This window comes from Micromonospora desertarenae (genome assembly GCF_056150265.1).
On sequence record NZ_JAXCFQ010000007.1, the window covers coordinates 154,549 to 168,921 of the forward strand.

Sequence of the window (14,373 nt, forward strand, 5' to 3'; positions counted from 1 at the left end):
GCGGCCGTCGAGGAGCCGTCGACGGGCTACGGCCGTTCGTCGGCCACGGCCGTGAGCTCGCTCAGCCTGCCGGCGACGATCATCGCGTTCGCGTGGTCGTCGCCGGCGCGGCCGCCGAGGCTGCGCACACCGACGATCGCCCGGGCGAGGGCGGTGAGTTCGGACCCGGGCAGGATCATCGCACCGTCCACGACCGTCAGCTCCAGGCTCCGGCCCGAACGCTGGTCGGTGGCCACCAGGATGAGCGTGACGTCGTCGGCGGTGATGGTCTGCCGCAACTCCACCCGTGCGGTGGACAGATCGATCTTCCGGCGCAGCACGATCCGCCGTTCCACGAGCACGGTGCCCTTGAGCCACGTCCTGGTCCGTCCCATCCGCAGGTACACCCGGGCCAGGGCGCCGACGGCGTAGAGGACGGCGCACATGATGACGACGTAGACGACGAACAGGAGCACACTGCCGACACCGAAGTCGCCTTCGGTGAAGAACATCGCCGTCGGTTTGACCAGTAGCCCGGCCAGGCAGGCGAGGATCGAGGCCAGGACGAGCCCCGCGGCCAGCGTGACGATCCTGCACCCCGCCGGCGGGTCCACGGACAGCCGGATGCGCTTCCCGCTCATGACGGCCCGCGGTACGCGATCACCGGCACAAGTTAACGGCGCTCGTCAAGGCCGTCGGCACGCGTCGACGACGCGGCCGGCCTACCCCTGGCGCTACCGTTGCCGGGTGCCTGACCTGATCGCGCCCACCGCCCGCCTGCACGCCGCCTGGCTCGACGCGCACGTGGAGTGGGGCCCCGGGCGGCACGAGGACGGTTTCGGGCTCGAGCCGGCCGATGACGTGATCTCGCCGGCCGGGTTCGCGGCGTGGGTGGCCCGGCTACTGGAGCACTCGGACCCGGCGGAGCCACTGGACGCTTGCACCTACCGATGGATCGTGGAGGACGGCCGGGTGCTCGGCGGGATCGCGCTGCGCCACGGCAACAGTGACTACATACGCTGGGCCGGGCACATCGGTTACGGCATCCGGCCGTCCGCGCGCCGCCGCGGGCTGGCCACCTGGGCGCTGGGCCGGATGCTGGCGGAGGCGCGCACGCTGGGCCTGGATCGGGTGCTGGCGGTCTGCGCGGTCGACAATGCCGCCTCGGCGACGACGATCGAGCGGAGCGGCGGCGTGCTCGAAGGAGTCGGAAAGACCCCGTTCGGACCGGCCCGGCGTTACTGGATCGACCTCTGACCGGTCACCGGGCCCTCTACGCTCGACTGCGGGCTGTCGCCTGACCTGACCTCGGTCGGCGATCCTCCGCTGGGTGGCCGGTGGCGGATCAGCCGCCGAAGCGACGCCAGGCGTCGTCGGCCACCGCGTGCACGCTGTCGCCGGCGGCCACGAGGTCGGTGGCGGTGAACCGCTCCGCCGCGCCCCCGCGCCAGCGGACGGCCCGGCGCGCGAGGTCGGCGTACTCGGGGAAGAGTCGGGCGAGGTGTTCGCCGGCCGCGGCCTTCGAGATGATGTCGCCGTGGGCCAGCGTGTGGTGCGACCGCGCCGGGCCCAGCACGAACCAGGCCACGATCCCCGGGTCCACGACCGTGTCGGGGGCCGCCTCGGCCAGTTCGGCCGGGAAGGTCGCGGCGCGCGGCTGCCAGTACTTCCGCAGGTTGTCCAGGTTGTAGCGGCGCAGCTGCTCGGAATCGACCCGGATCCCGAGGTCCGCGACGGCCGGGCCGCGGACCGGGATGCCGTACCGCCGCAGGGTCAGCCACAGCACGGGCGTCAGCTCGCCGCACGGCTGGTCGGTCCGGAGCGTGCCGTCGACCACGAAGGGCGCGACCGGCCGATCGGTCGGCCAGGAGTTGGCCAGCGCCGGTTCGAGGTAGACCCCGTCGAGGTGGGGTGGCCGGGGCAGTCCGGCGTGGACTGTCGCGAGCCGGGCGAGATCGTCGCCGGTTGCCGGACGGGAGGTCAGGACCACCGTGTCGAGGTCACTGACGCCGGCCTGCCAGGCGCCGAGCGCGGCGGACCCGACGACGTAGAGGCCGCGCACGTAACCGGGCAGGGCCTGGTCGACCGCGTCGAGGTAGCGGCGGGTCAGCTCCTCGATCACGTCGCCGACCGTAGCAGCGGAACGGCGCCGTCGGGGTGCACCCGGCGGGTCGCGGGAGGCCGTGCCCGCGAAAGGACAGGCGTCTGGCGGTCAGCCCGGTCACGCCGGGACCGGGACGACCCGATCGGCGCCGGGTGGGTGGCCGGCCGGGGTCAGGCGGCTTCGCCGGAGACGGCCGGTGCCAGGGCCGGCTCCGCGGCGGCCGGCTCCGCGCCGGCCCGGCGGATCGGGGTGAACAGCCCGCCGATCGCGACCAGCAGGCAGCCGGTGCCCGCGACCAGGGCGACAGCGGTGACCCCGTACCGGCCGGCGGCCCAGGTGAGCACCGCCGCGCCGGCCGGCCCGAGCGAGTAGTGCGTGCTCCAGAACGCCGAGGTGACCCGGCCGAGCAGGTGGTCTGGCGTGATCTCCTGGCGCAGCGACATGGAGCAGATCCCGCCCACGCTGACGCCGCACAGGTACACCGCTGTCAGCACGGTGACGCCGGGCACGGTCCCGACCAGGCCGATGCCGACGATGGCCAGCCCGCAGGTGGAGATCGCGCCGACCCAGGTGACGCCGAAGCCGCGCCGGCGGCGCAGCGGCGCGACCAGCAGCGCCCCGGCGATCGTGCCCAGCGCGGCCAGGCCGAGCACGGTGCCGACCGTGCCGTCGGAGCCGTCGAGGTCGTGCTTGACGTGGTAGACGAGCACGTCGGTGAAGCCGTACGTCAGGAAGATGAAGATGGACAGCAGCACGGTCAGCGAGCGGAGCACGGGCTGACGCCAGAGGAACCGGGCGCCGGCCAGGAACTCGGCGAGCCGCCCGGTGGTGCCGGTCGGCTCGGCGTTCTCGGCCCGGCGCAGCCGCACCAGCCAGAGGCCGGCTGCCGACAGGGCGAAGCTGGCCGCGTTGACGGCGATGGCCGCCGTCGGGCCGAACCGGGCGGACACCACGCCGGCCAGCAGCGGCCCGCCGACGGCCGCCAGCGCGTACGTCGCCTGCAGGCGGCCGTTGGCCTCGGTGATCCGGTCCCGGTCGACCAGGTTGCGCACCGCGGCGACCGCGGCGGACTGGAACACCATGCCGGCCGCCTCGCAGATCGGCAGGACGACGAAGAGCAGCCAGACCTGCGGCCCGGCGAGCCAGGCCAGCGGGATGAGGCTGTAGAGCACCAGCCGGGCCAGGTCGGCGGTGATCATCAGGGTGCGCCGGTCGTACCGGTCGACCAGGACGCCACCGAAGACGCCCGCGCCGACGGCCGCGGCGCCGGCGACCGCGGTGAGCAGGCCCATCTGGGCCACCGATCCGGTGGCGTGCAGCACGAGCAGCGGCACCGCCAGGTAGGCGAACGCGTCGCCGGCGGCGGAGAGCGACTGCGCGATCCAGTACGTCCCGAAGTTGCGGTCACGCCACAGGGGAGGCCGGCTCGCGCTCATCAGGGTGAGGGTAGTGCGCGCCGGCGGCGACGGCGGGGCGGGTGGGCGAGGGCGGTCACCGGGTCTGCGACCGGCGGCGCAGCGGACCGGGGTGCACGGACCAGAGCAGCCGCCGCCACCAGGGGCGGGCGGCGCGCAACGCGCCCACGTAGTCGGCGGCGGCCGCGGCGGCGCGGTGGGCCTGCTCACCGGTGGCGGTGCCGGGCGCGAAGGCGACCTGGTTGAGCAGGTCGGCCAGCTCGGCCACAGCGTCGGCCGGTCCGGCCGGGTCAGGTCCCGGCGTGGGTGGCCCGCCGGCGTCCACGGTGCCGGGCAGTTTCGCCCGGGCGGCGGCGAGGGTGCGGCGGGCGCGGGCGGCGACCTCGGTGGCGGCGAGGTCCCCGCCGACCGGGTGCCCGGCCAGCCGCAGCGCGTCGGTCACCTCCCGCCAGGCGCCGGCGATGCGCTGGCCGGGGTCGCCCCGCCCGAGCCGCGCCCGGGTCAGCGCCCGCCGCATCAGCAGCAGGGTGAGCAGCAGCGCCCCGACCAGCAGCAGCAGGCCGCCGGCGCCGCCACCCACCAGCACCGGCGTCGGTACGCCACCGGAGTCCACCGGCGGCCCCGGCGCGGCCGCCGGTTCCGGCTCGGCGGTCGGCTCCAGGGTCGGCTCGGGCGCCTCTGACGGCGGCGGATCCTCCGGCTGGGGGCGGAAGTCCTCCTCGACCGGCCGGGGTTCCTGGTCGGGGCGGGGCAGCGGATCGAACGGCACCCAACCGAGGCCCTCGAAGAGCACCTCCGGCCAGGCGTACGCGTCGGCGGCGCGGACCGGCCCGTCACCGGTGGACTCGAAACCGACCACCACCCGGGTGGGCAACCCGGTCAGCCGGCCCAGCACCGCGAAGGCCGCCGCGAACTGCTCCGACGTGCCGCGCTGCCCGCCGCCGTTGCGCGGCCCGAAGAGGAAGAAGCTCAGGTTCGGGTACGCGTGCCCGCTCGGCGCGTCGGCCACCAGCCGGTAGTGCTCGGCGAGGAACTGCTCCACGGCCAGGGCCCGCGCGTACGGCGCGCCGTTCTCCTCGGCCAGCTGGGTGGCGAGCCGGCGCAGGGGGTCCGGTACTCCGTCGGCGACCCGCAGCACCCGGGCCACCTGGTCGCCGGCCGGCACGTTCGCGGTGGCCAGCAGGTTCACGTCGGGGCGTGCCCGCTCCGAGGTGACCGTGTAGCGCAGCCCCGGGCTGAGCCCCTCCGGCCGGATCAGCGTCCCGGTCGCCGGGTCGTACGCCACCCGGGCGCCGGTGACCTCGCGGGGGGTGGCGACGGCGGGCAGCAGCCGCCCGGTCAGGTCGGCGACGGTGATCTCCTGCCGTACCGTCTCGACGGTGCTGTCCGGGGGCGGTGCCGCCGCCGGCAGTATCCGGCCCGCGTTGCGGTAGGTCGCGCCGACCCGCCAGGTCACCCCGTCGTAGTCGCTGAGCACGGCCAGCCGGATCCGCAGTGGCGCCTCACCGGCCGGCTCCTCCGGCCCGGCGCCGGCCGGATCGCCCGACGGTGGGGCGGCCGCGGCCGGCCCGGCCGGTCGGGCGGTGCGGACGTCGAGCAGTTGCTGCTCCGGGTTCAACGCCCAGCCCGAGATGCGGATCAGCGGGTTCTCGTCCAGCGTCTCCACCTGCGGTGGTTCCACGTACCGGCGCGGGTCCACCGGCCGGTCCTCGACCCGGGCGGCGACCAGCGGGCCGAGCAGCGCGGCCAGCGCCACCACGACGGCCACCCCGGCGGCGGACGCGGCGGCCAGCCGGGCCCGCACGGCGGTGCGCAGTGCCGGCGCGAGCCCGGCCGCCGGGTCGCCGCCGGCCGTGCCGGGCCGCGCCGAGACGGCGAGGCCGAGCACCGCCGCGGCGACCAGGACCAGCGTCGGCCGGATCGCCGGGTCGGCGTTCGGCCCGACCACGTAGAGCGCGCCCGCGTAGAGCAGCAGCGGTGGCAGGTAGCCGAGCAGCACCCTGCCCGCCCGCACCGCCACCTCCGCGCCGGCCAGCCCGGCGAGCCAGGCCGCGACCAGCGGCACCAGCACGGTGTCCGGCGTCGGTTCGACCGGGATCATCGCGGTCAGGAGCCGGGGGATGCCGTTGCGGGCGGCGTCCGCCACCACCTCGCCGAACCCGCCGGGCAGCTCGGCCCGGGTCGCGGTGAACCGCAGGGACCAGGCCGTCCAGCCGGCCATGGCCAGCACCGAGATCGGTGCGACCAGCCAGGACGGCAGCCGCCGGGCGGCCACGCTGACCAGCACCGACCCGACGGCGGCGCCGAGCACCAGCGCGGTCAGCAGGCCGCCGGCGTAGACCCGGCCGAGCACCACGCCGGCCAGCCCGATCATCGCGACCAGGGCCAGCGGCACCGGCACGGCGCGTAGGACCCGGCCGAGGCGGGCGGTGGCCGGCCGGCCCGGTCCGCCGGGCTCCGCCGCGGCGTCGGTGGCCGCGTCGGACGCCGGCGGCCCGGTCACGGTCACCACCGGCGCACCCCGTCCCACTCGGCGGCGAACGCGGCCCCGTCGGCCGCGTCCACCACGACCATGCCGGCCGCGCCCGCCGGGGTGGGCTCCGGCGCGCCGAACACCCCGACCACCACCGAGGGGTACGCGCCGCGCAGCGCGCCGACGTGCCCCAGGTCGTCCCGTCCACCGGGGCCGGTGAGGAAGACCAGGGTGTCGCCGAGCCGGTCCTGGCGCAGCCGGTTCGCGGCGGCGCGCAGCGCGTCGTCGGCCGTGGAGAGCTGCGCCGCGGCGAGCCGGTCCAGCGGCCCGCCGCCGGTGGACCCGCCGCTGGCGGTGCCCGATGCGGTGGCGTCCGGTCCGGCGGCCTCCGGTGCGGTGGTCTCCGGTTCGGGGGCGACGAAGAGCAGCACCACCGGCAGGTCCTCCCGGACCGCGGCGGTCACGATGGAGGCCGCCGCCTCGCAGCCCGACTCGAACGACTCGGCCACCCCGTCCACCCGCTCCGGGTGGGCGGTGGCCCGGTTGTCCAGCAGTACGACGATCCGGGGCAGGCTGGTGTCCACGTTCTCCCGCACCATCAGCTCACCCACCCGGGCGCTGGTGCGCCAGTGCACCCGGCGCAGCTCGTCGCCGACCACGTACTCGCGCAGCGAGTCGAAGGTGATCGAGCCGTGCGGCACCGCGTCCACCCGGCCGTCCAGGCTGCGCCCGGCGCCGGTGGGCACCGCGCGCAGCGGGTGGACCCGCGGGTGCACCCAGACCGGGACGGTGCCGCCGTACGGGCGGGCCACCGACACCAGCCCGAGCGGGTCGCGTCGGGTCACCCGCAGCGGGCCGACCGGCACCACGCCCCGGCGCCGGGTGGGCACCTCGTAGCGGACCGTGGTGTCCCGGCCGGGGCGCAGCCGCAGCACCGGCACCGGCACCGCCCGGTCCCCGCACCGGTCCTCGGCCACCAGGCTCGCCGCCCGCAGCCGGCCGGTGTTGCGCACGGTCACCGTCATGCTCGCCGGTTCGCCCCGGGCCACCCGGTCCGGGTCGGCGCTGCGGGCCACCTCCAGCCGGGGGCGCCAGGCCGCGGTCAGCACGGCGTAGCCGACCGCGGCGCCGGCCGCCGCGCCCAGCAGCGTCAACTCCGGGTACGCGAAGCGGAACCCCACCCCGAGCAGCACCACGGCGGCGACGAGCAGCCCGACCCCGCGGGCGGTGATCCCCACGCCGACCTGCCGGTCAGCCCTGCACCGGGGCCGGCTGCCCGGACGGCAGCGGCACCGGCACCGAGGCGACCGCCTGGCGCAGCACCTCGGCGGCGGTCACCCCGCGCACCTGGGCGTCCGGGGTGAGCAGCAGCCGGTGCGCGAAGACCGGCTCGGCCAGCGCCTTCAGGTCCTCCGGCATGATCCAGCCGCGCCCGTCGATCAGCGCGTACGCGCAGGCCGCCCGGGTCAGCGCGATCACGCCCCGGGGGCTGACCCCGACCCGCACCTGCGGATGGTTGCGGGTGGCGGCGGCCAGCCGGACCGCGTACGCGTAGAGCGGCTCGGCGATGTGCACCCGGCGGGCCATCTTGACCATCTCGCCGACGGTGGCGGTGTCGGTGACCGCGGTGAGCGCCTCGGGGGAGCGGACCGTGGCGCCGCGCAGCACCTCCACCTCGACCGCCTCGTCCGGATAGCCGACGGAGAGCTTCACCAGGAAGCGGTCCAGCTGGGCCTCCGGCAGCCGGTAGGTGCCGTCCATCTCGACCGGGTTCTGGGTGGCCACCACCAGGAACGGCTGCGGCACCGGGTGCCGGACCCCGTCCACCGTGACGGTGCGCTCCTCCATCACCTCCAGCAGCGCCGACTGGGTCTTCGGCGAGGCCCGGTTGATCTCGTCGGCGATGACGATGTTGGCGAACACCGGGCCCGGGTGGAACTCGAAACCCCGCGTGGCCTGGTTGAAGATGGTCACCCCGGACACGTCCGAGGGGAGCAGGTCCGGGGTGAACTGGATCCGCCGCCACTGCCCCTTCACCGTCGCGGCGATGGCCCGGGCCAGGGTGGTCTTGCCGACGCCGGGCACGTCCTCCAGCAGCACGTGCCCCTGGGCGAAGAGCGCGGTCAGCGCCAGCCGGACCACCTGCGGCTTGCCCAGCACGACCGCGTTGACGTTCTCGGCCAGCCGGGCGGCGAGGGCGGCGAAGCCCTGCACCTCCGGCTGGGTGAGCGGCTCGTGGGTGTTCACGGGTGGTGCTCCTTGCCTGGGTGGGTCAGCAGGTCGGCAGGACGTTGATGTTGTCGCCGCCCTCCAGGTTGAGCCAGGCCCAGGGGATGTAGTTCTTCCCGCTGTACTCGACCTGCACCCACCAGGTGCTGCGCTTGTGGTTGTTGTAGATGTACGCGTACACCTCTTCGCCCTGCTTCTTGCAGAACGCCTTGAGCCGCGTGCCGTTGGCTACCCATCCGGCCTGCCGGTCGTTGTCCTGCCGGGTGACCTCGAAGATCTCGTTGCCGTTGCGCTCGCCGGGGATCTCCCGGCTGCAGTAGCTCGCCTCGGCCCCGGACGAGCCGTTGCGGCAGGTCGCGATGCCGTAGAGGGCGTCGGTGGTCTGCGCGCGGGTGGCGGTGCCCTCGCCGGCCGCGTTGCTGGCGGTCACCGTGAAGGTGTACTTCGTGCCCGGGGCCAGGCCGCTCATCGTGATGCTGGAGCACGGGCCGGTCTTCGCCGGCTCCCCGGGCGTGCTCAGCGAGCAGGACGCCTGCCCGCCGCCGGCGTCCACGGTGAACGTCACCGTCGCCGCCGTCGCGGTCGCCGACGAGCCGGTCACCGTGACCCGCGGCTCGGCCACCGTCCGCGCGGTGGCGGTCGCCTCCGGGCCGGGGCCGGCCTCGTTGACCGCCTTCACCTTGACCGTGACGTTCTGGCCGTTGCCCAACCCGCTCACCGTCGTCCGGGTGTCGGTCACCTCGCTGCTGAGCCCGCCCACGTCCACCAGGTACTTCGTCACCGGCCGGCCGTTCGCCTCGGCGGGCGACCACTGCACCGAGACCGTGCCCGGCTGGTTGGCCACCGTGCTCGCCCGCAGCCCGACCGGCTGCCCCGGCGCCGCGTACGGCACCACCGTGTTGCTGACCGGCGACGCCGCCGACCCGGCGCCCTTGTCGTTGACCGACACCACGGTGAAGGCGTACTGGGTGCCGTACTCCAGCTCGCCGGCCGGCACCACCAGCTCGGTCTTGCGCGACTCGCCCGCCGGGGCGTTGGCGCCCGCCGAGGTGGCCGTCACCACGTACTTCGCGATGGTGTTGCCCTGCCCGTTCGCCGCCGGCCAGCGCACCAGCACCGTGCCGTCCGGCCGCTCCTGGGCGGTGACGCTGGCCGGCGGGTCGGGCACCGCCGCCGTCGGGGTGACCGGGTTGCTGGTCCGCTCCGGACCGGCGCCCTTGGCGTTCACCGCGTGCACCGAGAACCGGTACGTCTCGCCGTTGGTCAGGCCCTTGATCTCCACGGCCCGCTGGTTGGCGCCCACCTCGTGCCGCTGGCCGGCGCCCTCCACCACGTACCGGATGATCTGCGCGCCGTTGGCCGCGGCCGGCCGCCAGCTCACCCGGGCCTGCGCGTTGCCGGCGGCGGCGGTGACGCTGCGCGGCGCGCTCGGCTTGCCGACCTTGGGCTTCTTCGGCGGAGGCGGCGGCGGGGGAGCCGGCGGCGGGTCGCCGCCGAGCACGTCGTTGGCGTACTTGTCGACCTCGCGCACCTGGTGCTTGTCGTTGACCACCCGCGCCGTCGAGGTGTCGGGCGCGTTGATGAACAGGTGGTTCTCCCGGACCTCCAGCTCCAGCGGGCCGGTGGTCTTGCCGCGGATGGTGTCGACCAGCTGGCCGTTGACGTCGAAGGAGTAGACGGTGCCGGTGGCCTCGTCGGCGCAGTAGAACCGGTTGGCCCAGGCCACCGCGGGGGAGAGCCGGTCGCCGGTGCCCGGCACGGTGAACGCGCGCACCTCGCCGCCGGCACCGACCGCGTGCACCTTCCGCTCGTCGGCCACCGTCACCGGCACCAGCGGACCGCTGGTGCGGGTCGGCAGCGCGCCGGGCGCGGTCATCGGCAGCGGCGTCTTGCGCACCTCGCCGCGCTGCACCCGGACCAGCGTGCCGGCCGTGCGGTCGAGCACCGCGACCCCGTCGTCCAGGGTGGAGACGACCAGCTCGTGGCTGGCCTCCGCGACGTCGTACGTCTCCACCTGCTTCGGGCTCAGCCCGGCGCCGGCCGGGGCGGCCGAGGCCGGCGCGGAGGGCAGCGTCGCCGCGGTGATCGCCGAGACGGTGCCCTCGCTCGGCACCGCGATCCACAGCCGACCCTCGCCGTCGAACGACCCGCCGGTGATGCCCGGCGGGTAGCGCACCGGCTCACCGACCGGCGCCAGCGAGCGCGGGTCGAGCTGGCGGACCACGCCCTGCACCGCGTCGACGACGAACGCCGCGTCCTCGTGCAGCGCGACGTTCACGCCCAACCCGGGGGTGGTGCGGGTGGTCGCGGTGATCTGCAGGGTGGCCAGGTCCAGCGAGCTGACCTGACCGGTGTTCAGATCCCGCAGGATCAGCAGCCGGTCGGTCTGGGTGACCTGCATCGGATGCCGGCGGGCGGCCGGGATCTCCACCCGGGTGTCCACCCGGGCGGTGACCCCGTTGACCCGGGCCAGCTCGCTGCGCGCGGCGCTCCACAGCCAGGAACTCGCGTCGTAGCTGGCCACCGCGTTGTCCGCGGCGCCGAGCCCGAGCACGGTCAGCCCCATGGCGGCGAGCAGCGCGGCCACCGTCGCGATGGTGACCAGGCCGCCCCGGAACCGCGATCGGGGGCGAGCGGCGTCGGTGCCGGCGCGCACGGCGTCGTCGATGGTGGCCACAGCCCGGTGCCTCCCCTGGTCGTCCTGGCAGGTGGCGCGCCCGTCGGCGACCCCTCCCCCTGAGCCGGGTGCCATCATATGGCCCGGCCGAGGGCGGGGGAACCCGCACCGTCCCCCTGTGGACACCCAGCGTGCGCGCCCGCTGTGGACGCTCAGCGCGGCGAGGCGCCGCCCTTCCGATCCGTGCAGACCTGGCCGGACGTGGCGAACGAGTCGGTGGAGTAGACCGCCAGCACGGTGAAGCAGTAGTCCACCCGGGAGTTCAACCCGTTGACCGTGTAGGTGGTCTGCCCCGGGTCCACCGACGCCATCACGCCCAGCGCCTGCCCGGTCCGCCCACCGGCCACCATGAACGGCACCGCGCCGTCGGCCGGGTCGGTCCAGGTCAACGTGATCGTCGCGGTGTCGTCGCGCAGCTTCAGGTCGGTCGGGGGCGGCCCGGCCGCGGTGGCCGGGGCCGAGGCCGACGGGGTCGGACCGGCCGGCGGCGCCGCGTCCCGGCCGAGCACCAGCGCGCCAACGCCGGCCACCGCCGCCACCGCCACCACCGTGGCGACGACCGCGACGATCACCGTCGCCCGGCTCCGGCCGCCGGACTCCGGCTCCTCGATGGCGTACGCGGGCAGCGTCGACGGGTACGCCGGCTGCTGCGGGTACGCCGACACCGGCGCGTCCGCGCTCGTGGCGTCGGCTGGCGGCTCCGGTGCCGGTTCGAGTCGCGGCTGGTCCAGGTCGAGGTCCACGTAGGCCGGTTCGTCAGTGCCCTCGTCCTCGTCGTCGGCGTCGTCCGGCTCGGCCTCGGCATCGTCGACCGGCGCGGCCAGCGGCTGCGGCGGCGCCATGCTGCCCCACGGCGGCGCCGTCATCCCCCACGGCGGCGCGCTGACCGGCGGCGGCGCCACGGGCGGCCCGCTCACCTGGTGCGCGTGCCCAGGCGGCGCGCTGATCGGCTGCGGGTGTCCGGGCGGCGCGCTGACCGGCTGCGGGTGTCCGGGCGGCGCGCTGACCGGCTGCGGCCGGGCTGGATACGCCGGGTGCGGCGGCGCGCTGACCGGTGGTGGCGGCAGGGGCGTGCCGCTGACCGGGTGCGGGTGCGCCGGCGGCGCGCTGACCGGCGGTGCCGGGTACCCGGCGTGCGGCGGTCCGCTGACCGGGTGCGCCGGCGGTACGACCGGAGGCGGGGGGAGAACCGGCTGGGCCGGCCCGGGCGGCGCGCTGACGGGGTGGGCCGGGGGTGCGCTCACGGGCGGTGAGCTGACCGGGTGCGGGGGAGCCGGTGGCGCGCTCACCGGCGGTGCCGGCGGTGCCGGGGGCGCGCTGGTGGGGTGTGCCGGTGGTGCGCTGATCGGCGGTGCCGGGGGCGCGCTCGTGGGTGCGGCGCTGACCGGGTGGGCCGGGGGCGCGCTCACCGGTGGCGCGCTGACCGGTAGCGCGCTGACGGGCGGCGCGCTGACCGGTGGCGCGCTGACGGGCGGCGCGCTGACCGGCGCGGGCGACGGTGCTGCGCCCACCGGTTGTGCGGGTGGGGGCGGAGTGACCGGGGACGCCGTGGCCGGCGGTTCGGCCGGCTTCTTGGCGACCCGTGCCACCTCCTCCGCCAGCAGCGGCCCGATCTGCTGCACCTGGATGGTCGGCTTGTCCCACCCGGGTGCCGGGATCGGCGGCGGGTCCGGCAGCTGCTGCGGCCGCGTGGCCGGGCCGGATTCCTCCGGAGTCCGCTGCCGCGGCGGCCGGGGCGGTACGACCTCCGGGCTTGCCGGCGCCGGGCGGCCGGCGCTCGCCGGCGGCGCCGGCACCGGCCGCGCCGGCGTGGCGGACTGCGATGCCGTGCTGGCGGCCTGCGGGGTCGCGGACGGCACCGGGACCGCCGGTGCCGCAGGAGCGGACGGCGGTGCGGAGACCTGTCGGGCCTGCTCCGCGGCGGGCGGCTCGGGCGCCGGCTGCGCCGGAGGGGTCGCTGGCGGTGCCACGACGTGCCGCGCCTGCTCCGCCGAGGGCGCTGTGGGAGCGGGCTGCGCCGGAGGGGCGGCGGGCGGCGCGGAGACCTGTCGGGCCTGCTCCGCGGCGGGCGGCTCGGGTGCCGGCTGCGCCGGAGAGGCCGCTGGCGGTGCCACGACGTGCCGTGCCTGGTCCTGGGCAGGCGGTGCGGGAGCCGGTCGGGACGGGGCGGTGGCCTGTTGCGCGGCGGCCTGCGGCGCCGCGCCGGCCGTCGGCTGGTCCGGGACCCGCCGGGTGGGATCCGCGGGCGGCTGCGGCGGGGCCCACGGCGACTGTCGCGGGGCTGGCACGACCGGGGCGGCGCGGTGCTGCGGCGGCGGTGGGAGCTGCTGTGCCGTGCCGGCCCCGCCCAGCGCCGTCATGGGCACGGTGCGGTCCCCGCGGACCTGCGGTGGCGGCGGAAGCGGCGGTGCGGGCGGAACCGGAGGTGTCGTGTGCGGCGCCGCCGGGGTGGGCGCGGTGCGCGCCCCCGGCGCGGATGGCGGGACCGGGGCGGGCTGCGGTGCGGGCGCGGTCGGGGGCGCCGCGGCGTGCGCCGCGACCTGGGGGGCCGGCGGCACGGCGGCCCGCGCCGGCGGGACTGCCGCCGCCGTACCACGGCTGGGTGGCAACGGCGGTGGAGCCGGCAGGGGCGGGCCCGGCGGAACCGCCGAACGGCCCGCCTGCTGACCGGCGGGCGCCGGCGGGACGGGGCCGGCTGGGCGGCCCGCCGGATGAGCTGGGGGCGTCGGCGGCACCGGAACGGGCGGGGCCGGCGGAAGCTGTCCCGCCGGACGGCCCGTCGGCGGAGCGTACGGCGTCGGTGCGGCCGGGGCTGGCGGGGTCGACGGAAGCTGTCCTGCCGGACGGCCCGTCGGCGGAGCGTACGGCGTCGGTGCGGCCGGGACCGGCGGGGTCGGCGGAGTCGGTGCCGCCGGACGCCCCGCCTGCGGGGTGGGGGGTGCCGGTGGAGCCGAGGTGGGCGGAGCGAGGCGGTGCGGGTGGGGTGCCGGAGGCGGCGGCGTGGCGTGGGCCGGTGCCGCACGACCAGCGGCGTGGTGGCCGGGCGCGGGCGGGGCCGGGTGGGGCGGGCTGGACACCGGCGGGCCGGCGGTGGGCGGCGCCGGGGGAGCGGCGACCACCGGCGGATGCGGGACGGCCTGGGCGGAGCGCGCCGACGGCGGGGCGGACGGGCCACGGCCCGGCACCGGAGGAGGCGGAGGCAGCGGGGGTGCCGGAGCGACCACCGGTCGGGCGGCGGGGGCCTGCGGCGGTTGGGCGGCGACCTGCGGCTGGTCGGTGGCCGGAATGGTGCTCATGGACACGGTCGGGCCGCTGAGCGCCGCGCCGGGCCGGGCGTCGGCGCCACCCTGGCCGCCGCCGCCGGGGGCGGGCGGCTGCGGGGCGGGAGCGGCCTGGCCGAGGTACTGCTGCGCGGTGCGTACCGCCGGATGGTCGGCGCCGAGCACGGCGGGCCCGGCGGTGGCGATCCGGAGGTAATTGCGGCGTGCTTCGTGCC

The 14,373-nt window shown here is 77.0% G+C and carries 9 protein-coding genes; 1 reads left to right on the top strand and 8 read right to left on the bottom strand.

All coding sequences use genetic code 11. The features are described from left to right. Positions 1-26 precede the first annotated feature (26 nt). Entirely contained in the window at positions 27-620 is a 594-nt protein-coding gene (locus SM577_RS17015; protein ID WP_474587319.1) for a hypothetical protein, read from the bottom strand. 106 nt (positions 621-726) lie between these two features. Here SM577_RS17015 and SM577_RS17020 point away from each other — a divergent pair, with 106 nt between their 5' ends. After that, complete coding sequence (locus SM577_RS17020; protein ID WP_474587320.1) at positions 727-1,236, top strand: GNAT family N-acetyltransferase; 510 nt, start codon at positions 727-729, stop codon at positions 1,234-1,236. A gap of 88 nt (positions 1,237-1,324) precedes the next feature. On the opposite strand, the gene SM577_RS17025 is transcribed toward SM577_RS17020, so the two are convergent. The 7 genes from SM577_RS17025 to SM577_RS17055 form a co-directional block, all read right to left on the bottom strand. After that, on the bottom strand, positions 1,325-2,101 hold the full coding sequence (locus SM577_RS17025; RefSeq protein ID WP_474587321.1) for a nucleotidyltransferase domain-containing protein: 777 nt from the start codon (positions 2,099-2,101) through the stop codon (positions 1,325-1,327). 152 nt (positions 2,102-2,253) lie between these two features. Further along, positions 2,254-3,519, bottom strand: a complete 1,266-nt coding sequence (locus SM577_RS17030; RefSeq protein ID WP_474587322.1) for an MFS transporter — start codon at positions 3,517-3,519, stop codon at positions 2,254-2,256. A 55-nt stretch (positions 3,520-3,574) separates the two neighbouring features. Then, the gene (locus SM577_RS17035; RefSeq protein WP_474587323.1) at positions 3,575-6,028 is read right to left on the bottom strand and encodes a transglutaminase TgpA family protein; all 2,454 of its coding nucleotides are present in this window, start codon (positions 6,026-6,028) and stop codon (positions 3,575-3,577) included. Next, complete coding sequence (locus SM577_RS17040) at positions 6,004-7,209, bottom strand: DUF58 domain-containing protein (protein ID WP_474587324.1); 1,206 nt, start codon at positions 7,207-7,209, stop codon at positions 6,004-6,006. Before SM577_RS17040 ends, SM577_RS17035 begins: the two co-directional genes overlap by 25 nt. Positions 7,210-7,222: 13 nt before the next feature. Continuing rightward, entirely contained in the window at positions 7,223-8,218 is a 996-nt protein-coding gene (locus tag SM577_RS17045; RefSeq protein WP_088993057.1) for an AAA family ATPase, read from the bottom strand. Between the two features lie 25 nt (positions 8,219-8,243). After that, entirely contained in the window at positions 8,244-10,877 is a 2,634-nt protein-coding gene (locus SM577_RS17050; RefSeq protein ID WP_474587325.1) for a fibronectin type III domain-containing protein, read from the bottom strand. 152 nt (positions 10,878-11,029) lie between these two features. Continuing rightward, a complete protein-coding gene (locus SM577_RS17055; RefSeq protein WP_474582735.1) occupies positions 11,030-11,794 on the bottom strand; it encodes a fibronectin type III domain-containing protein in 765 nt (254 codons plus the stop codon). Positions 11,795-14,373: the final 2,579 nt, after the last annotated feature.